This is a genomic window from Pelotalea chapellei, from assembly GCF_018531195.1.
GTDB classification, from domain to species: Bacteria; Desulfobacterota; Desulfuromonadia; order Geobacterales; family Pseudopelobacteraceae; genus Pelotalea; species Pelotalea chapellei.
In genome coordinates this window covers 169,941-191,226 of record NZ_JAHDYS010000003.1, presented here as the reverse complement: position 1 = coordinate 191,226, position 21,286 = coordinate 169,941, and the positions used below count along the sequence as shown (strand labels likewise).

Annotated in this window: 17 protein-coding genes; 14 read left to right on the top strand and 3 right to left on the bottom strand. The window is 42.0% G+C overall.

Features of this window, described 5'->3' with window-relative positions; genetic code table 11:
- Positions 1-479 precede the first annotated feature (479 nt).
- The 3 genes from KJB30_RS04210 to KJB30_RS17960 all read right to left on the bottom strand — a co-directional run bounded on the left by KJB30_RS04210 (position 480) and on the right by KJB30_RS17960 (position 5,782).
- Positions 480-3,380, bottom strand: coding sequence for an FG-GAP-like repeat-containing protein (locus KJB30_RS04210; RefSeq protein WP_214296688.1), 2,901 nt, complete (start codon positions 3,378-3,380; stop codon positions 480-482).
- A 780-nt stretch (positions 3,381-4,160) separates the two neighbouring features.
- A complete protein-coding gene (locus tag KJB30_RS04205; protein WP_214296687.1) occupies positions 4,161-5,237 on the bottom strand; it encodes an MraY family glycosyltransferase in 1,077 nt (358 codons plus the stop codon).
- Between the two features lie 383 nt (positions 5,238-5,620).
- On the bottom strand, positions 5,621-5,782 hold the full coding sequence (locus KJB30_RS17960) for a hypothetical protein (protein ID WP_246545492.1): 162 nt from the start codon (positions 5,780-5,782) through the stop codon (positions 5,621-5,623).
- A gap of 11 nt (positions 5,783-5,793) precedes the next feature.
- Between KJB30_RS17960 and KJB30_RS04200 the strand changes: the two genes are divergently transcribed.
- The 14 genes from KJB30_RS04200 to KJB30_RS04135 all read left to right on the top strand — a co-directional run bounded on the left by KJB30_RS04200 (position 5,794) and on the right by KJB30_RS04135 (position 21,286).
- On the top strand, positions 5,794-8,025 hold the full coding sequence (locus tag KJB30_RS04200; protein ID WP_246545491.1) for an SLBB domain-containing protein: 2,232 nt from the start codon (positions 5,794-5,796) through the stop codon (positions 8,023-8,025).
- Between the two features lie 278 nt (positions 8,026-8,303).
- A complete protein-coding gene (locus tag KJB30_RS04195) occupies positions 8,304-8,696 on the top strand; it encodes a GxxExxY protein (RefSeq protein ID WP_214296686.1) in 393 nt (130 codons plus the stop codon).
- A 597-nt stretch (positions 8,697-9,293) separates the two neighbouring features.
- Positions 9,294-10,439: a GumC family protein gene (locus KJB30_RS04190; protein ID WP_246545490.1), complete on the top strand. Its 1,146-nt coding sequence runs from the start codon at positions 9,294-9,296 to the stop codon at positions 10,437-10,439.
- A complete protein-coding gene (gene murJ / locus KJB30_RS04185) occupies positions 10,436-11,956 on the top strand; it encodes a murein biosynthesis integral membrane protein MurJ (RefSeq protein WP_214296684.1) in 1,521 nt (506 codons plus the stop codon). The genes KJB30_RS04190 and murJ overlap by 4 nt, the downstream gene beginning before the upstream one ends.
- Before the next feature lie 13 nt (positions 11,957-11,969).
- On the top strand, positions 11,970-12,776 hold the full coding sequence (locus KJB30_RS04180; RefSeq protein WP_214296683.1) for a class I SAM-dependent methyltransferase: 807 nt from the start codon (positions 11,970-11,972) through the stop codon (positions 12,774-12,776).
- Between the two features lie 48 nt (positions 12,777-12,824).
- Positions 12,825-13,541 (top strand): class I SAM-dependent methyltransferase, encoded by a 717-nt coding sequence (locus KJB30_RS04175; RefSeq protein WP_214296682.1) that lies wholly within the window; start codon positions 12,825-12,827, stop codon positions 13,539-13,541.
- The gene (locus KJB30_RS04170) at positions 13,538-14,494 is read left to right on the top strand and encodes a class I SAM-dependent methyltransferase (protein WP_214296681.1); all 957 of its coding nucleotides are present in this window, start codon (positions 13,538-13,540) and stop codon (positions 14,492-14,494) included. Before KJB30_RS04175 ends, KJB30_RS04170 begins: the two co-directional genes overlap by 4 nt.
- Positions 14,495-14,510: 16 nt before the next feature.
- The gene (locus KJB30_RS04165; protein ID WP_214296680.1) at positions 14,511-15,482 is read left to right on the top strand and encodes a glycosyltransferase family 2 protein; all 972 of its coding nucleotides are present in this window, start codon (positions 14,511-14,513) and stop codon (positions 15,480-15,482) included.
- A gap of 8 nt (positions 15,483-15,490) precedes the next feature.
- Positions 15,491-16,342 carry a glycosyltransferase domain-containing protein gene (locus KJB30_RS04160; protein ID WP_214296679.1) on the top strand — a complete coding sequence of 284 codons (852 nt, stop codon included), beginning with the start codon at positions 15,491-15,493 and terminating at the stop codon, positions 16,340-16,342.
- Positions 16,342-17,370, top strand: a complete 1,029-nt coding sequence (locus KJB30_RS04155) for an EpsG family protein (protein ID WP_214296678.1) — start codon at positions 16,342-16,344, stop codon at positions 17,368-17,370. Before KJB30_RS04160 ends, KJB30_RS04155 begins: the two co-directional genes overlap by 1 nt.
- A gap of 59 nt (positions 17,371-17,429) precedes the next feature.
- The gene (locus tag KJB30_RS04150; RefSeq protein ID WP_214296677.1) at positions 17,430-18,230 is read left to right on the top strand and encodes a methyltransferase domain-containing protein; all 801 of its coding nucleotides are present in this window, start codon (positions 17,430-17,432) and stop codon (positions 18,228-18,230) included.
- A 69-nt stretch (positions 18,231-18,299) separates the two neighbouring features.
- The gene (locus KJB30_RS04145) at positions 18,300-19,214 is read left to right on the top strand and encodes a glycosyltransferase (RefSeq protein WP_214296676.1); all 915 of its coding nucleotides are present in this window, start codon (positions 18,300-18,302) and stop codon (positions 19,212-19,214) included.
- 4 nt (positions 19,215-19,218) lie between these two features.
- A complete protein-coding gene (locus tag KJB30_RS04140) occupies positions 19,219-20,475 on the top strand; it encodes a hypothetical protein (protein ID WP_214296675.1) in 1,257 nt (418 codons plus the stop codon).
- Positions 20,476-20,509: 34 nt separating this feature from the next.
- Positions 20,510-21,286 carry a glycosyltransferase gene (locus tag KJB30_RS04135; RefSeq protein ID WP_214296674.1) on the top strand — a complete coding sequence of 259 codons (777 nt, stop codon included), beginning with the start codon at positions 20,510-20,512 and terminating at the stop codon, positions 21,284-21,286.

The window sequence follows — 21,286 nt, the reverse complement described above, 5'->3', positions numbered from 1 at the left end:
TACTTCACGATTTCATGGTCCCAAAGTCTAAACCATCATGCGCGGCCAGAAGTAGGTGCCTGTAGGCAAGGCCGCAGAGGACGCGGAGAAAACAACAAAACCTCTTGGAAACCCCACCTTTAGCTTCGCGATTACTTCCTGATCAGAATCAACGGCTTTTTCGATGATTCTCGTGAAGTTGAAGCTTCAGGTTTTTCGGGGTGATCAGTTGCCGGTATCAGAGAGAGTTCAGCACATTCATCGGAAACAGTAGAAGGGCGGGGGGAAGTAGCGTGAGGCTGCATGCAAGGCGCTGTAGAACAGGACTGTTCCGACAGCCATAAAAGTCATCAGGAAATGATCAGGAGCGTTGCTGGCCACAACCGCAACCCATGGACAGCATAAAATTGATAACCAGAGGATGCTGAATTACGTTAAACCCCCGCTGATAGCGATTTGGCAATCAGCGGGGGTTTAGTTTCTAATACATTTATTAAATTTTAATGCCCCACTATTTTCCAATTCTGATCAACCAAAGATGGAAGTTGAGCAGAGCCAGTACGCGTTATACCATCCATGTACCAGATAGCATTTTGTCCGTTGGAGACATTTCTCCATAACAGGTCGGGCTTTCTGTCACCGTTGTAATCTCTTACCCCAAATATTCGCCAATTGAGGTCAGTTAAATTTGAAAGTATAGCAGAACCTATTCGAGTTATACCATCCATATACCAAACACTATTTTGGCCATTTGCTATATTCCTCCAAAATATATCTGTTTTTCCGTCACCGTTTGAATCACCTACTCCAACAATTTCCCAATTTAGGTCAGGCGTTGGAGGAAAATAAGCAGATCCTGTACGGATTGCACCGTCCATGTACCAAACACTATTCTGGCCATTGGAGTAATTTCTCCAGTAAATATCTGGTTTGCCATCACCGTTGGAATCTCCCACTGCCACCACTTTCCAGTTCTGGTCAGCTAATGCAGGAGGAATGGCAGATCCCGTACGGACGACACCGTCCATGTGCCAGACGGCGTTTTGTCCGTCAGAGACATTTCTCCAAAGAAGATCTGATCTGGCGTCATTATTGAAGTCTCCTCTTCCCACAATCTGCCAATTCGGATCATTGAGCGTCTGAAATGATTTTGTGGCCGCAATCGCAGCGCCGTTCATAAACCATATCTGATCCTGTCCTGTCGCAGAATTTCTCCAGATTATCTGCGAATCAGAGAAGGTTGCTGAAACAGTTGTGTTTGCAATTACTGAAGAGATGGTGTGGCTGGTAACAGCACCGACGCTGACACCATTAATCTGCACATCAGCTACATGAAAACCAGCACTTGGTGTAATTGTAAATGTTGCTGCAGTGCCGTAGGGTACTGTTGCGGGTCCAGTGATGGTGCCGTTAGCGCCGGGAGATTTGCTAATGACAGCACTCACCTGATACGCCAAGGTGGTTGCCCTGTCGGACGCTGTCAACGGATTGGTTTTTACTTCAACCCCTATCTGGTGATTCCCAGGCGGAGTGGCTGCCGACATGGTCCAGGTTGCGGACGGTCCAAAAGGTTGGACTTCATTGCCATTCAGCAGAAAGCGGAACAGGTAATTGGAAGATCCCTGGGCCGCGGCAGTGAACAGAACTCCGGTTCCCGATGGATGCGGAGACGGCAGGTTGGGCGAAACTGTGACGTTTGTAACCGCTGGCAGCGGTGCATTGATAGTAACAGTTACAGTGGCGATATTCGAAATTTGATTGAGTACGTCCTTGACGGTATAGGTAAATGAAGCCGCTCCTGAGAATGCTGCAGCAGGAGTAAACCCTACTGTGCCATTCTGGATAATTGCAGTGCCATTCTGCTGTGCCGTGATTGCCAGTGTTGCAGGATTCAAGGCACCGCTGGTTGTGTCGTTTGCAAGAACATCAATCGTGACAGGTGTGAGGTAGGGAGTGCTAACAGCATCATTATTGGCTATTGGTGCTGTTGGTGGCAGCAGCACATTAACAGGTGCCGTGGCGGATCCCCCTGCAGCAGATGTCACCAGAATGGTAGATGGTGGTATGTTATAGGTTTTACCGCCGATGGTTGCCGGAAATGAGACACTGAGTTGCCCGCCTTCTATCGACCCCAGTAAAACTTTTTTGTCAGGAAGCACTGTCTCATCGATCATGAATACTTCCAAGGCAGGTGAATTAACTTTGTCTTGTGAGATGGCAGCCACTTTTAAAGTATGCGTTGCATGTGAATAACTTGTTTCCGTTACGACAACCCCGTCAACAAGCGGTACAACCTTGGCTGTTGACGGAACATCGGCAGTATTGGTCAAGGTAACCGTTGCTGGTAGTGCACCCGGTAATGGAAACAGATCAGTTGAAGCATAAAATTTGCTGTCCCTTGGATTGTTGGTTGACAGATTGAGAGTCGGAATATCCGTACCCGTCAATTGCAAGGAAGAAGGAATATTTGCAAGGTTGAATTGACCGGGAAATGCCGGTCCTCCAACTTTTTGATTCGACATTGCATCAGTAATGGCAAAGACACTAGCCTGCACCCCACCAACTTCACGGGCATAGGTGACTTTTTCTGCTGCCAGAGGCGTGGGAATCGGGTCGGTGTAGAGTTTGCCATTCACGCTGAAAAGATTAGTGGAATGATCAAATCCATTGGGACCCTGAATACGGAAGTAATTGGCGGGAAAATTTAGCCCGTTCGGTGGATTACCCGGGGGAGTATAGGTACTGCCTGAAACTACACATGGAGCACCATCTCCAATGAACCCGGCCGGACGCCTCAGAGGATCGGAGCAATACAGGAAGGGACCGATACTGCCGTGAAGTGCTCCGGTAAATACGCCACCTTCCGCAATGCCGATATCTTCGGTGTGGTTAATTTCAAGTGCATTTGCAGGTACATTGAAAACAAATTGTTTAAAGGGGGTGGTAACAGTATATATGCCAGCCTCAGGAAGGGGGTCGAAGCGAATCCTGATCCTGGCAAAGGTGACCTGCGCACCCGAAACAACATTACCGGTAGAGAAGGCAGACTCGATTGCTTGTACTAAAAGAGCCCTTTTTGCGTTGGGTATTGTGGTGATCGCTGCATCGCCAACCCAGTAAAAGAGTTCATCCCCAAGATTGTTGGGGAAGCTCAGGGGAGCTGCAGGATTGGGTTCAGCTGTCAGGCAGAACCCGCTTAACCGATCGGTACAGAGCTGAAGCGGCACACGGTTCGTATCCCGGTACCAGAGCGGGAAACCGTGTCCCAGATTTGGTTCCGTACTGCCGATTACCTCAGGTACGGTTGGTCCCACGTCCAGCAGGGCTGCCTGTGCGTTGCCTGTTTCATAGGCAATTACAAACAGAAGGATTGTTAATGTTCGGAATAGCTGTTTTAACATCTGTTAAACCCTCCTTTTTTAGAATGAGATTAAAACAATGCATAAAAGGGACCAAAACTTTTATCCATTAAATCAATAATAATATCAATAACATACCTTTATGAGTTAAAATTATTGGTTGCAAACAACTTATGTATCCAAAGATGCAATTTTAAGAAAGGGACTATGACTTAGGTCTTTTATTCATTTATCCGGTTTTAAGCCTTGCCAATAGATTTGCAGGGGGAATGAAGTGGGGTGGCAGAGATCAGTAGGGCTGAACGTGGGAATAAGTGGACAGGAACCTCGAATTTCGATGATGACAGGAACTGCAGTAGGCCCGATTGAGATACTCAGTGCTATCTCGTAGAGTAGTCGTCTCTAACCCTTTATTCACGCAGACCCCGCGGAGAATGCAGAGGGAACCCGAGTATAACTTTATCACATTCATGATTCTCACGATTCATATGCGGCCATTTCGAAGAAGTTGCGTGAGGCTGAACCAGCTTTTGCTTCAAGCTTTTCTCTGCGCTACTCTGCGCTACTCTGCGCCTCTGAGTGAGATAACCTTTAAAGCATCCAATCATTTATTATGCAGCCAGAAGTAGGTGCCTCTAAGCAGGCCGCGGAAAACGCAGAGAGAACCGGAGCCTTAGGGAAATCTATGGTTTCAGTTTCAAATACGGTCTTTTCGAGGAAGTTTTGCGGCTGGATCAGTTTTAACTTCAGGTTATTCTCTGCGTGTTTTCGATTCAGGATTTAAGCGAGATTAGACGTTTGTGGAACCTGGAATGCGGGATTTCAGTTGCGGGTAGACAAGGAAGGTTCGGGACATTCTTCGGCGATAACAGTGGCGCGAAGAGAAAAATAGCGCGTAACCATGTATAAGCCGCCATAAAACAAGATGGTGCCAAAAAAGATAAAGGCCATCAGGGAATAATCGGAAGCATTGTAGGCAATAACTGCAATTGCCGCCATGAAAGCCGAGCAGACGTGGATCACACGCACAGTTGATTTATGGCTAAGGCCAAGATCAAGCAGACGGTGATGCAGGTGCGCCCGATCTGCACTCATGATGCCCTTCTGTTTGTGCATCCTGCTGATCATGACATACAGGGTATCCAGTATGGGAACCGCAAGAATGATCAGCGGAGCAACCGGAGAAATTTTATCAGTTGAGGGCAGGGCAACTGCCAGCATTCCGAGGGTGAAACCGATCAGGTTGCTGCCGGCGTCTCCCATGAACAACCGTGCCGGATAGGAGTTGTGGGTCAGAAAACCGAGTACCGCTCCGAGCAGCGCTACGCTGATCTTGAGAACCTGAGTGTTTCCGCTGGAAAAGGCAAGCAAGGCAAAAGCAATGCTGGCAATGGCGGCAATGCCACCTGCCAGTCCGTCCAGACCGTCAATCATATTAATGGCATTCACTACCCCTACGATGCAGATGACCGTTAAAGGGATGCCGACAATTGGTGGAAAGGTAATCTCACCCAGCCCCAGCAGGTCTCCCAGGCTGGTCAGGTAATTGTTCCCGAGCACCACGCCGGTAGTTACACCCATAATCTGCCCTACCAGTTTCTGCCGGGATGTCAATTGCTTCATATCATCGATGAAGCCGATCAAAAAAATGATCACCGAGCCTGCAAGAAATCCCTGATAGAGTGGTCGTGTTGAACAGAAAAAAGTCAAAGAAATCATCATTGCTGCTACAATGGCGATGCCACCAAGGCGGGGTGTGGCGCTTTTGTGAACCTTGCGATGGTTGTCCGGAAGATCTACGCCGCCGATTTTTTCGGCAAGGGAATATATGTGTGGCAGCACCAGCAGAGATATTGACAATGAGGTCAGCAGGACGTGACACAATTTGATGGTTGGCATGATACGGCCCTTCTTGCGGCTGTGGCGTGAATCGGACGAGCAGTTGCAGGTGCTAATTAAGACCGGCACCACCATAAAGAAAACCGGCAACATTTTCAAGTTTAATGTTTACTTTTTGGGTCGAGAACGATTAATATTTAGCTTCTCAAGTTGACAAAAAGGAGTTTCTGTGGGTAGGCACATTATAAAGGTTATATATTCGTTTTCGTTAATGTTTGCAGTTTATGGCGGGGTGGTTTATGGAGAAAGTACGACGAGAAAAGAAGTGCCAGGGGGCAGCGCACCTCCTTCCGCTACCTCGCCATTCGCTCCATCTAAGATGCCGCCCCAGAATCTTACCTCACCATTGCCGTTAAATTCCCCTCCTGCCTCTGTCAATGCCATCAAGACAGATAAAAGCGGGTTTGCTGAGAAGGGCATGGCACCCGCTTCGTTGAGCCCCGTTCCACAAGATTCAGGTTTATCAACGTCTGTTCCACCAACGTCTCTTCAACCAACGCCAGTTCCACCCGCACCTGTTCCAGTAGATATTCCGGTTTCTGCAATAGAAAAAGCCATGAGTAGTGGCGACGACCCTGTCGTAGAGACGGATAAATCCCAGCATTTCAAGACCGGTCAACTCCGTCAGTTCGGTTATAATTTCTTCCGTTCTGGTGATCTGTTCGCGCCTCTTACTGACATTCCGGTTGGCCCGGATTACATTGTCGGCCCTGGCGACACCATCATCGTTTCCGCCTGGGGCAGCCTCGAAGGTACCTATCCGCTTGAGGTTAATCGCAACGGAGAGATTCAGCTCCCTCGCATCGGCCCCCTCAAGGTGTGGGGAGTTACATACGAGCGCCTGCCACAACTGATTCGCAACAATCTGGCCAAAGTATTCCGGGATTTCAATGTCAGCGTCACCATGGGCAAGCTCAAGGTCATCAAGGTGTACGTCGTGGGAGAAGTTGCCAATCCGGGAGACTACAATCTGAATTCGCTTTCTACCGTTATCAATGCCTTAAGCGCAGCCGGCGGTCCGCTTAAAAGCGGCAGCTTGCGAAATATCTCGATCCGGCGTGGCGGCAAACTGGTAGAAACACTCGATCTGTATGATTTCTTCCTGAGCGGCGACAAAAGCCGCGACGTGCGACTGCAGCCTGGAGATACGTTGTTCGTGCCGGTTATTGGTCCCATTGCCGGTATTGCCGGCAACGTCAGACGCCCGGCAATATACGAGTTGCGCAACGAGAAAAATCTCCATGATCTTTTAAATCTGGCTGGCGGTCTGCTTCCCACCGGCTATTTGCAGAGAGTGCAGATATCTCGTATCGAAGCCCATACTCGCAAAACCATCAGTGATTTCAACCTTGATACAAAAAAAGCCGAGTCCGCTCCTGATTCTGTAGCACAGACAATACCGGTTCGTGATCTTGACCTGGTCAGAATCTTCCCCATCGACAATACTCAGCGGGATCAGGTTCGCCTGGAAGGATATGTGTTGCGGCCAGGGGACTATGCCTTGAAACCGGGTCTAAAAATCAGCAACCTCCTGTTGCCGGATAACATTCTGCCCGAATACTATCGCGAGGCGGGTGAACTTACCCGACTGGTTCCTCCCGACCTGCATCCCGAGAAGATTATTTTCAACCCTGCCAAGGCTCTGGCCGGTGATCCAGCCCATGACATCAGCCTCACTGAGTTTGATACGGTACGAATATTTTCACGTGTTGAAATGGAAGAATTGCCCAAAGTACGGATTGGGGGGGAAGTACAAAGGCCGGGAGAGTATCGTCTGTTCAAGAACATGGCCGTTCGCGATCTGCTAATTATGGCAGGCAACCCGAAGCTGACCGCCTATCTGAAAAGCGCAGAAATCGCTCGCATTCGTAAAAGCGGTGAATCAGTTGTTTCCTACCCCATAACCATTGACGTCGAAAAAGTGCTGGCTGAGGATCCCAAGGCCAATATCCCGCTTGAACCATTTGACGAGTTAACTATCAGGCGCATTCCAAACTGGTCGGAAGAGACTGATCGTTATGTGACGCTAAAAGGGGAGTTTGTTTTCCCGGGAACATATCCTGTCTATAAGGGCGAACACCTCAGTTCTGTCATTGCCAGGGCTGGCGGATTTGCTTCCAAGGCCTATCTGCCGGGGACAAAGTTTACCCGCATATCGGTGCAGCAGGAACAGCAAAAACGCATGGATGAAATTCTTGCCCGCACCGAGCAGGACATTGCCGAGAAACAAAGTGAGTTGGCTTCAGTAGCAACCTCCAAGGAAGAGCTGGAAGCCACCCGCTCTTCTTTGGAAGCCCTTTTGAGAAATGTTGAGCACCTGAAGAAGGTCAAGGCCGAAGGCCGCATGGTGATCCGGCTCAAACCTCTCGATGAATTCCGGGGATCAAATCATGATCTGGAGCTGGCAGGAGGGGATGTGCTGGAAGTTCCGGCTCGTCCCAACTCAGTCAATGTGTTTGGGCAGGTCTACAATACGTCCACGATCATTCACGAACAAGGTGAGCCACTGACCTACTATCTGGAAAAGTCAGGTGGCGCCACCAAAGATGCCGACATGGACGAAGCATACGTCATCAGGGCTGATGGTTCCGTCTCAAGCCGCCAGAATGCACCCTCCAGCTTTATATTCTTTGATAGTTTCATGTCCACAGAACTGAATCCCGGCGACAGTGTCGTAGTTCCGCAACGCATGCAGCGCACGGCCTGGCTGCGCGAGATTAAAGACATCACCACGATCATATCCCAGATTGCGCTCACAGCCGGCACAGTCATGCTGGGGTTGAGGTAGGCTGGAAGGCGTAGTTCAAGAGTTTTTGCCTCGCGAAAATTCCTGGAAAAGGCCGGATTTAAAATCAAAAGGATGTAAAGCTTTTGTGGTTTTAGTCTTAAAAATCGTGAAGCAATTGTGAGGCTAAAAAAGACTTAGGCTTAGAATCACAACATTTTGCCTCGCGAAAATTCCTGGAAAAAGCCGGATTTAAGAATGAGAAACGGTGGAGCTTTTGCGGTTTTAGTCTGAAAATCGTGAAGTAATGGTGAGGCTAAAAGCATGGGATCGGAAATCTGATGACTACTGAAATTCTTCATCGTGATCTGACCGAGAAAATAATCCGTTGTGCACTTGAAGTGCATAATGTGCTTGGTAGCGGCTTCCTGGAAAAAGTTTATGAAAATGCATTGCTACAAGAACTTACAGAACATGGATTAGATGTCAGTTCACAGGCACTGATTAATGTAATGTACAAAGGAAAGACAGTTGGTGACTATGTGGCAGATCTTTTAGTTGACGGCAGGGTGATTGTTGAACTTAAAGCAGTAGATAAACTTTCAGATGTTCACGATTTACAGCTTAAGAATTATCTAAAGGCAACGGGGAATGAGGTTGGATTACTGCTTAACTTTGGTAAGAGTTTAGAAATAAGAAGGAAATTCGTAGCTGCTGAATGCCCGATGAAGTAAATAGTGATGCTAAAAACCTTAAACCTGGAATCAAGAGTTTTTGCCTCTCGAAAAACCCGAAAAAGCCTGATTTAAAGCTGATAAAACGGATGTGGAGCTTTTGCGGTTTTAGCCTTAAAAAATCGTGAAGTAATCGTGAGGCTAAATATTTTAGACTTTACATCACAAGCCTTTGCCTCGCGAAAATTCCTGGAAAAGACCGGACTTAAGGCTGAGAAACAGTGAAGCTTTGCGATTTTAGTCTTAAAAATCGTGAGGTAATCGTGAGGCTAAAAGACTTTGTTCTTGAATCAAGAGTTTTTGCCTCTCGAAAAACCCTGAAAAAGCCGGATTAAAGGCTTAGGAAACGGTTGTAAAGCTTTTGCGGTTCTTGCTTTAAAAATCGTGAGGTAATCGTGAGGCTAAAAAGCTCTTGTCTTGACTTAAAAGTTTTTGCCTCACGCTGTGACGCGGCGCACTGCCGAGAAAAACATAAAAATTTATTGTTACCAATATGTGCCTCTATACGAACGAGGGTTAGTCTTTTGATACTGTTATTGATTTGATTCTCTCTGTGTTATGCGCCTCTGCGCGACACGGATTTTAATGGAGCCATACATGCAGCAAAACGAAACACCCCAGCCCCCTAGTCCCCAACCACCGTCTCTCCTTGATTATCTCGAAGTTATTGCCAAACGTTGGAAGATGATCGCCGCCATCACCATTGGTGCTGCCGTGATAACAGCCATCATCACCCTCTTTATGCCCAACATCTACACTGCCAAGGCCATGATCATCCCCAGTGATGATGACAAGGGTGGCATGGGCGCGTTAATGGCTCAACTGGGGGGGTTGGCCGGACTGGCCGGCGGTGCGGTTGGCGCCAAGACAACTGGTGATCTCTATGTCACCATGCTCAAGAGCGAGACATTGAAAGACCCGATCATTGATCGTTTCAAACTGCTTGATGTGTATGAGGCAAAGTACCGGACAGATGTTTACAAGGTCTTGGACAAAAATGCGGCTATTGCTTTAGGCAAAAAAGATGGAGTAATCACCATCGCAGTTGATGACAAAGATCCCAAACGCGCCGCTGATATGGCCAATGCCTATGTGTCTGAGTTGGGCAAGTTGGCTTCCGGTCTAAATATGACCGGTGCCGGCAACAATCGTGCGTTTCTTGAAAAACGTATAGCGGAAGCTCGTGCTGATCTGAGTAAGGCTGAGGACGGACTAAAGGCTTTCCAGACAAAAAACAAGGCCATTTCCGTAACTGACCAGGCACAGGCAACCATTGCAGGTGTTGCTCAGCTGCGTGCCCAACTAGCTTTAAAAGAGGTGGAGCTGGGGACGTTTCAGCGTCAGTTCACAGATACTAGTCAGGAAGTCAAGACGACCAAGGCCACGGTGGCCAGCTTGAGATCGCAGATTGCTGGACTCGAAGGGAAGGGTGGGGCCAGTAGTTCGATTCCCAATGTTGGGAACATGCCGCAGCTTGGGCAGGAGTATTTGAGGTTGATGAGGGAGTTTAAGATACAGGAAGCAGTTTTGGAAATGCTGACCAAGCAGTATGAAGTAGCGAAGATTTCAGAAGTTAAAGAAGTTGCGCCGTTTCAGGTTTTGCAGAAGGCCAAGGTACCTGAAAGAAGGAGTAAGCCTGTAAGGAAAAAGATACTCATGATTGTGTTAGTGGGTGCGCTTGCTATTTCATGTGTTACGGTGCTAGTCCAAGAAGAGCTCCAGCGTGAAGTTAAGAATAGATGAGTCAAATTTTTAAATCGACTTTTGTTGTATCAATTCTTTCTGCGTGTGGGCTATGTCTTGGCTTATTATGTAATGTTGCTATTGCTGCAAAATTTGGTGCACATCAAGACATGGATATTTTTTTAGCAGCAACGACATTACCACTTTTTATAACTAGTGTACTATCAGGCTCCTTAAACCTTACTTTTATTCCCATCTTTGCAGAGTATCGTGCAAAAGAACCAACTCAAATTTGGAAAGTAGTTAGCAGCTTCATAAATTTAAATATCATTGTTACTTTAGTTGTTTGTATTGTGGGCGTTATATTAGCTTATCCAATCATGAAGATACTCGCACCTGGTTTTAATGATGTAGAACTAGTCAAGTCCGTCACATTGCTACGCATACTTTTTCCTATTATTGTTCTTAATGTCATAAATGCTTTAGTGTCAAGCGTATATTATTCAAATCAAAAATTTCTAGTACCATCACTAAATAACTTAATCAGCCCCATTCTTATAATCATATATGTAGCATTATTCCATAATATTTTGAGCACTAAAAGTATTGCCTTTGCAATGGTGACGGCGGCATTTATTCAAACCTGTTTATTAGTAGCAAGTGTTTCTAAAATACCGGGATTTAATTATCTACTCATTTTTGACTTTAAACACCCTGGTGTAATTAAAATATTAAAATTAATGGCGCCTTTAGTTTTTGGGATGCTTATCTATCGTGCGACTCCAATTTTTGATAATTATTTCCTCTCTATGCTTCCCAATGGGAGCATATCTCACATCGGTTATGCACAGAAACTGTTAGGTGTTATTCCACAACTTATTTCTTCAGGGATTTCTATTACCGTTTTTCCACTTATGGCTAAATATGCTGCAGAAAAAAAATGGACTGAGTTGCAGATAATAATGTCAAAAGGAATAAGGCAGGTTCTTTTTTTTGTAATACCAATAATATTCATCATGAGTACATCTGGACTTGTTGTTGTCAGGCTTGTTTATGAAAGAGGTTCTTTTGGTCTTGAGGACAGTATTGCTGTCAGTAACGTCTTTACAATCTATCTATTTTCTTTGTTTTTCTCTACTGCTAACAATTTAACTAATTGTTACTATGTCCTCAATGATACAATTACTCCTCTTATTGTAGGGACTATAAGCACAATTGCCTATGTCATTGCATGTTTTATGCTTTTAAAGATGCATTTTGGATACTTAACTTTTCCGATGGCTTATTTTATTTACTTCTCTTTTGTTATTGTGCATGCCGTTATTATAAGAAAAAAATTAAATAGTAGTGGTGGCAAACGTATCATTGCCTCTATACTTAAATTTACTATTGTATCATTAACAATTTCCGCCCTATTACATTATGCTAGTTTAAACTCAGACAATCTTTCATTTAATTCTTTTTTAATAGGTGTTTCATTCTTGCTGTACTATGTCATCTGCAATTATATACTTCATTTAGACGAGGCTAAAATAATCCACCGAAAACTAGCACAATCATTTAATTTCAATAAGTAGGCGGTCTATAAAAATGAAAAAGATGCACAACATGGTTGCACTTGAAGAATCTTTTGTAAGATTTATATCAGAGAAAAATTCACAAACTATTGGAAAAACTAGAGAAGCATATCTTGAAATTAGAGAACGGTTTGATTTCTCTTCTAAGAAATATAGGTCGCTTTGTGAAAATGTTCATTCTTTACATGAGATGTTTTATTTAGAAGCTGATGATGTTAAATTATTTAACCTTTATGATAAGCTAGAATATTTACATGTTCTCAGGCACCTATCTTACTCCTTTGAAAAAAAAACCTTTTTAACCAAAATAAAACATTTCCTTAAGACATTGATTACCAGGGACATCAAGTCCTCTCAGGAACATTTGCTGTATCTCTTGCACGAGCAGAAAAATGTAGTCCCTATAGTTGTAGATTATGGAGCAGGTTTAGGCCGTTTATCCTTTGAAATAGGTAGACAATTCACTAATACCCAAATTTATCTGATTGATATTGATTCAGTTGTTCTTAGATTTGCAGAGTTTTATTTCAAGGAAAATCTTCTTAATGTTGCAACTATCAAGGTAGATGGAAACAACCTGTACCCTGTATTGCCCGATTGCAATGTATGCATCTGTAGTGAAGTTTTGGAACATGTAAACGCTCCAATCCAAGTTTTCAACAATATTGTTAATTCGTTGCAAAGTGGTGGCCTACTTTACGGTGACTTTGAAGATCATTTAGAAGAATTCTTGCATGTATCTACAGATTTAAGTGATATTAGAAACGCGTTAAAAGATCATTTCGACAAAGTTTTTGATTGTATCTACCGAAAAAAATGAATTAAAAATCATTTTCTAAATATTTTAGTAAATATAAAGGAAATTTGAATGATAAATGAGGATTTCACGACTAGAAGCAAGATAAGAGATATTGGAAGATGGAATGTTACGAGTTTCGTTGCTGAAGTTGCCAACAATCTACCAGATAACGCAACTGTATTAGATGCAGGTGCTGGAGAGTGCGTTTATAAAAGATTCTTTGACCACTGTAACTATAAAGCAATTGATTTAGCTGTGGGCGAAAGTCGTTGGAATTATACAAATCTTGATTACATTGGTCCCTTACATGACATGCCCATTGAGAGTGGAACTTTCGATGCAGTATTGTGTACTCAGGTTCTTGAACATTTGGAATGGCCGAGAGAGAGTGTTAGGGAAATGTATCGAGTTCTTAAGCCTGATGGGAAGCTTTACATGACTGTACCTATGGCACATCCAGTTCATCAAGCACCCTACGATTTTTTCCGATTTACCTCTTTTGGGATTGTATCTATTTGTAAACATTCTGGTTTTCAAGACGTTAAGGTTACTCCTTTCGGAGGGTTTTGGGTTCGATGGGCATATGAACTGCCAAGAGCATTGTCTATTTTTCCTACAAATGACTCAGATAACCCAAAATGCAGTTTCACCGTGATGGTGCTTATTCCTGTTAGACTTGTAGCACTGGTAACTATACGTATTTTTCAGAGAATTTTTCTATGGCTTGATAGGTTTGATAAGAAAAAGGATGATCCTTTTGGGTGGGCCTGTGTGGCAACAAAATGATTGATTCGGTTAGGCTTGAAGATCTCCCTTGCCCACTTGGTTGCAGGGAAAACGACAAAATGATAATGAGTGGTTCCGACCTGCTTCATGGTCTGCCCGGTGAGTTTACTATCGTCAAGTGCTGCACCTGTGGTTTGATGCGCACTAATCCCAGGCCCACGCCAGAAGGTATCGGAGTTTATTATCCAGATGACTATGGTCCGTATGTGGGGACCCTGGTGCCACAGTCAACACAAAACCAATCTTCAATTATTAAAAAACTCCTCAAACGAGTGGTCAGACAGATTTTCAAATTTAATACTAATACCTTACCTCAGCTTTCATCAGGTAGATTGCTGGAAGTCGGTTGTGCCTCCGGTATTTTTTTGCATCAGATGGTCGGACAGGGTTGGCAGGTGGAAGGGGTTGAATTTTCAGCTAAGGCCGCCATGTCCGCAGCCGAACTTGGTTATCGGGTCCATGCAGGACCGCTTGAAACTGCTCCAGAGCCCAGTGAGCCTTTTGATCTCATTGTTGGGTGGATGGTACTAGAGCACCTCCATGATCCAATCAACTGTTTGAAGAAACTACGCGAGTGGGCCAAGCCCGATGCATGGCTGGTACTTTCGGTTCCCAATTCTGGTTCTTTTGATTTTCGGCTGTTTAAAGAAAAATTGTATTCATTACATCTGCCAAACCATCTTTACCACTTCACCCCTCAAACTATAGAGAAAGTGCTTGAGGCCAGTGGTTGGACGCTGTCAAAAGTTCATCACCAGCGAGTACTAAGTAATATTATAGCAAGTACGGGTTATGTGCTTCACGATAAGGGTTTTACTAATCTGGGCAAAAGGATGATTGAATTCCCCGCACATGCAGGTAAGTGGCATTTTGTTTTGTATCCTTTGAGCTGGTTGCTTTCTGCTTTTGGCCAAACAGGAAGGATGACGATTTGGGCAAGAAAGCGAATATGACGGTGGTTTTTGAACTATGCCGATGAATCCGTTTCCAAAAGTATCGATTATGATACCAACATATGGGCAGCAAGACTTTATATCTAACGCAATTTCAAGCGCCTTGATACAAACTTACCCGGATTTTGAAGTTATTGTGGTTGATGATGCATCCCCAGATCATACTGCCGAGAAGGTGGCCGTATTCAGTGATCCTAGATTGCGTTATGTTCGTAATTCACGAAATTTAGGTCGCGTGGGAAATTATCGAAGGGCCTTATATGAGTTGGCAACTGGAGAATGGGTAGTCAATCTTGATGGCGATGATAATTTCAGCGATGCTGATTTTATTAAAAAAGCTATAGAACTTGCTTATAGTGAACCAGGTATTGTCATTGTATCTGCTCGGCGTAATGTAGTAACAACCGCAGGTATGCGGAAACCGTTGCAGCTTGAGTCGATGATATTGTCTGGAAAAGAAGTTTTGTTGCGGTATCACGATCCAAGGTACCATTTCTCCCATTTGGCTACTCTTTATCATCGTCCCAGCGCCTTAGACTGTGACTTCTATCGAATGAATGTTATCAGCTCTGATTGGGAATCATTATTGCGACTGGCGCTCACAGGAAAGGTTGCTTTTCTTGATTGTGTTGTCGGATGTTGGAATCTCCATGGCAGCAATGCCAGCCTTAACAATTGCTGGCAGGATCTGGCTAGTAACTTAGAGATATGGAGATCAGTTCATCAAACTGCAATTGCAGCTGAAATTCCTCCTAAAACTCTTCGTCGTGCTGGAAATGCAACTCTTATACTCATAGCATATCGTGACATCTCACTGATTTTCAAAGGAAGCGGGGTTTTTGATGCATTTAAATATCTCATTCGTGGATTTCCAATATTAAAAACTGTCGTTGTCTTAAGAATACTTGCTCATCCTTACATCTGGATAAAGTGTGCACTTAAGGTTCTTAAACGAGTAGGTTTAGCTAAACTACTAAGATTGAGCTAGGTTTGCATATGGATACCAATAAACCAACAGCCGATGCTATGGTTCCATCAACACTTAAGATTGCCGTTTATACCTGCATAACTCAGGGGTATGATTCATTAAAAGTTCCTTTTTCAGTAGATAAGCGTATTTCATATTTTTGTTTTACGGATAGTCCACAGAGCGTTCTACCTCCGTGGCAGTTTATACCTATTGCGCTGAAGGAACTTTCACCAAAAGACCAGAATCGCTATATCAAGATGCATCCGCATCATTTTTTACAAGGTTATGACGTCACGGTATATATAGATGGTAACATACAAGTAGTAGGCGATTTGTTTCAGTTGGTTTGTAAATCCATACACTCATCAGGAGATATCTTCGTATATCAGCACCCTAATAGAAACTGTATATATGCTGAGGGAGCAGCATGTTCCCATATAGCGCACGAAAGGATTTGGAATATTGCTAAACAGATGCGCAGGTATCACAAAAAAGGATATCCAATCAATAATGGGTTGTTCGAGGCGAATGTAATTATTAGAAAAAATACTGATCGCATGCGCCACTTTATGAATGAGTGGTGGAATGAATATTGTCTAGGAGCAAAACGTGATCAACTATCGCTTCCGTTTGTTGCATGGTTGCTTCAAATCACAGTAGAATCCTTGGGTGAAAGTGACCCCCGATTTAAGAATAACGTATTTCGTCGTTTTACTCACCCTTCAAGCCTTAGGCCGAAGTTGATCATGCTTAAAGTTATTAACAGATCCATCGCATTTGTTATTTCATATGAAAAACTTTTTGGTCTGGATACTAAATTGAAATGGAATAATGAAATAAAAAAATCTGATTCAACAAGTAATTTAGAGTGCAGATAATGTCTTCTACTATAGATATAAAGGTTAACGGTCACTGTACGCCAAACACTAGTGTTAGATACAGAACATTTTTGATTTTCCTTTTATTCGCTTTGGTAGGCTTATTTTATATTGAGTCTGGAGTTGATTTTGAAAACTACGTTAATTATTTTGATGTAGTCCGTACCTACGATTATAATGATTTGCTTATTAATCGCATTGAACCTTTTTTTGGGCTGTTAACTTTCATCCTGGTTCGCTTTTTTATAAGTAATTTTTGGGTCTATTTCTTTCTTCTAATTATTTCAATTTTTCTAAAAAGCTATATTTTATCTCGTATAGAACAATCTTGGTTTAGCTTCAGCCTAATCATTTGCTTTTATCTATTTAGATATTTTCCGCTTTATGAATTAACACAAATTCGGGTCTCCATCGCTATCGGTTTTGTTATGATAGCTTTCCTTTTATCAGGAATGAGATTGAGGTGCATATTTTTTTTAGTAGCCTGTCTCACTCATTATTCTATTCTCGTGCTTTTGCCATTGCTTTTAATTTTATATATTTCAGAAAGATTTAGCAGTGAATATCAGTCTAATGAAAACCTAATATGGATGTTAACTATCATTTGTTTCTCAGTGGCTGGTCTGGGGGCCCATTCAGTTTTACAATATTTAACGCCTTATTTTTCTGTACTTCAAATATATGACACTAAAAGCTTTGGAGAAGTATCAGTAAGCCCATTCAGTGCAACTATCTTAATAGACATCGTTGGGATAATTTCAGCCCTTGCAATACAGCAATACATGACACCATCAACAAGGTTTTGGATCTATGCACAAGTTTTAGGAATTATTTGTTTCTATTCATTCATAGATTTTCCTATTGTTGCCTACAGAGTTAAGGAGTTGTTTAGCATTTTTTGGATTTTTTATATATTTAAGGCAGTACAACATGAAGGTTTAGTTCGCTTACATGCTTTTTTGTTTACAATTATTTGTTCAGTTAGCTATTTATATTTTTATTTTATTGGTGCAAGTGCAATATTTTAGTGTTTGTAGTTAGTTGATTTCAATATTTCATTTGTAAAATAAATTATAAGGGTAAATCTATGTTTGCTGCGGACAGGACCATTAAAAAATTACTGATCAGATTATTTAAAAAAAGCGTTGCTTTTTTGGGATATTTTTTTGATCACTTTTATTTAGATCCTACAGTTCCAATTTCAAAAATTGCTGGGCACAGTAATTACATGCAATATTTGACCGACATTGGGAATCATAAAGGTATTAAAATACTCGAAATTGGTAGTCGTGAAGTGACAGGTGTATCGGATGCGCGCAATAGATTTCTAAATGCAGAGTATGTTGGTTTTGATTATTATCCAGGACCTAATGTTGATGTTGTTGGTGATGCTCATAAATTATCTCAATATTTTGAAGAAGAATCATTCGATATAATCTACTCAAGTGCGGTTTTAGAACATCTTGCAATGCCATGGATAGCTGCCACAGAAATAGCAAAAATTTTGAAAGTTGGTGGAATACTATTTATAGAAACACACTTTTCATTTAAATCACATGAAAGACCTTGGCATTTCTTTCAGTTCAGCGATATGGCGCTTAAAGTGCTTTTTTCACCCGCTTTAGGAATTGAGTGTATAGAGGCAGGAGTTTCGAACCCCATTGTTGGTAGATTTTCTTCATATGCTGATGGTTATTTAAAATATAGACCTGTATCTGGATTATATTGCCACACTGAATTCCTTGGCCGCAAAGTTAGAAAAATAGACATGTTTTCTTGGGCTGATGTAGCTTTATCAGAGGTTGTCGGGGGAACAAAATACCCTGTACATCAAGAAGTATCACAAACTGCTATTTCACCCTTTGAAGCAAATAATGACAATATGTAGCGACAGTCTCATGCATGATTATTCATCCTAGCAGTGAACCTGATTTACCATGGAAAGGTTAAACCGCAGATGATTCAGAAAGATAAAATAGTTGGAGTTCTAGTTGCTTTTGCACCAACATTAGCTCAGGTAGTTAGCATTAGAACCATTTCCTTGGAATTGGACTATATGTTTGTTGTTGATAATACTGAAGGAGGAGCTTCTTTTCTCTTATCTGATAATCTTCCTGAAAATATTTTTGTTTTAGTTAACAACAATGAGGGTGGAATTGCAGGTGCTTTAAATGTTGGTATCAAAGCAGCCATAAAAAAACTTGGTGATTGCTTTATATTTCTTTTAGATCAGGATTCTTGTTTGCCTGCGCTTTTTTTTGAAAGGCAGTACTCATTTGCTATGGAAAACAAAAAAATGGTGGTTGCACCAAAATATATAGATATTAATTCAAAAACATTTGGAAACTATACTAAATTATGTAAGTGGCGAATTGAAAATATTAATGGTGAAACCATGTCTTTGCCTTTTGAGACAACGTTTGCCATTACCTCTGGGACCATGATATTTTCATCCCTGTTCGAAAAAATTGGTCTTTTTCGAGAAGATTATTTCATTGATCATGTGGATTCAGAATTTTGCATAAGACTTCATAGATCCGGTCATATGATTCTGATTAATCCTGATGTTGTGTTTGAACATGCCATTGGTAAAAGGAAGCTTAAAATTTTTTTGCGTATTAAATTCAAACCTAATTTCCATTCTCCACTTCGCAGATATTATGCTGTTCGTAATGGCATCTTTATGGTTAGGCACCACTTTAAATGTTTTCCTTCTATTTTGTGGCTACTTATACTCAGGATGGGATACGAGTATATGGGTATAATTCTTTTTGAAAACGATAAGTTAATGAAACTGAAAGCACTTTTTTTAGGGTTAATAGATGGTATACTTCCTAAAGTAGGTCGTTGTAATAGGAAAAGTTTGATTTGATATTATGCACCATACACATTCAAAAATTACTTCTATTATAAAAATTATGTTTATTAGAAAATTATATTTACTTTGCGGCTTGTTCGTTGTTTTAAATGCGACTAATGCTCAAGCCCTTTCATCCAAAAATGAAAAGTTCATTATCACATTCTGGTCCCCACCTCCTTTCACTTCTGAATCTCTTTCAAAAGCAGTAATCGAAGGATTTAATCTCACATCACCTGATGAATATAGACTGGATATGGTCAGTAAGAGCGGGATGATGTCAATGCTCAAGAATTCTCTTTTAACCCCTAGCACGATTGATACTTCAGAAGGACGTGCAAAACTAGATTTACTTATTAATCGCGTAAAGGATCATCCATCCCTGAAGGCCTACTATATTACTGACGAACCAAAAGCATCTGATTTTCCTGGACTAGCAAAATTAGTAGCCTACCTGAGAGAACGTGACCCAAAACATTTTGCATTTATTAATTTGCCACCTATTTATGCGTCAAACACGCAGCTTGGGGTCAATGGAACACCTGTCCATGCTTATCAAGAGTATCTCCAGCGATTTATTGAAGAAGTCAATCCTTCATTGATAAGTTATGATCATTATCATTTCTTTAAAACCGGTGACGGTGATCAATTTTTCTTAAATTTAGAATTAATACGCAAATTTTCGCTAAAGCATGGATTGCCTTTCTGGAATACTATTCAGGCAAGTACTGTAGAATCCAATTGGCGGACGGTTAATGCCAATGAACTACGTTGGTTGGTTTACACCACCTTGGCTTATGGTGCTCGTGGGATCAGTTATTTTCTATATTGGGGACCAGTAACCTATGGCGGGGGGGGATTGTACCAAGGAGGTATTAAAACACCCTTAGTTGATTCAGCAGCCGTTATTAATAAAGAATTGGCAGCAGTAGGTTCAATTCTAATTAAATTAGATAGTATGGGAGTTTACCATACAAGTCCGCTGCCGCCCGGCACCAATCCAGTACCCGTCTCATCGCCCGTACAATTTATTCGACCGGAAAACATTATTTTAGCTCTTTTTGGAAGAAACAACGTAATAACCACCTTTATGGTTGTGAACCGTAATTATAAAATTCCTGTTTTAACACAACTGACTATTGGCCAAGGCGTGATTGACATTGAAGAATTCGATCGAAGAACCATGAAATGGAGGATATATCAAAACAGAAAAGGACAAGTTATTTCTGTAACTATAGCTCCTGGCGATGGTAGAGTATTTCGTTTTATAAAATGATGATGAAAATATTTGATAGGAAGTGATTATTCTAATGATAGGGCTGCACTGTACTGCTTCGATTGTAGTTTACAATAATCCACCTGATATGATTAGGAAGGTGGTAGGTAGCTTGTTATCTCCAACATTGAGTATCGAACTTCATATTATAGATAATTCTGAGACACCAACTTTGAAATCTTTTCTCACAGATCTGCCAGTTAAGTATTATTTTTGTAATAATAACCTTGGATATGGAGAAGGTCATAATAGGATAATAAATAATGGTTTAAGTAGCAAGTATCACATAATTATAAACCCAGACATAATTATTGAACCTACGACTATCGAAATACTCTATACTTTCATGGATAATAATTCTGATATCGGCATAGTTTCTCCTAAAATACTAAACCCAGACGGTACCACTCAATTTTTAAACAGAAGACATCCTACTTTTTATAATCTATTTGCTCGCAGGTTCGTTCCAACATTATTACTTCCTCTTATCAAAGACAAACTTGATCACTATGAAATGAAAGATATTGGTTATGAAGAGGTTTGCGATGTTGAGTTTTTGACCGGCTGTTTTATGTTCTGTCGTACCGATGCGCTTACTACTCTCGGTGGATTTGATAGCCGTTACTTTATGTATTTAGAGGATGCTGATTTAAGTAGAAAGATGCAGATGGCAGGATATAGGACTGTATTCAACCCCAATACTTCAATAACTCACTTATGGGAACGATCTTCATACAAAAACATTAAAATGACATTGATACATATGCGAAGCGCATTTGCCTACCTGCATAAATGGGGATGGGGATTCTGA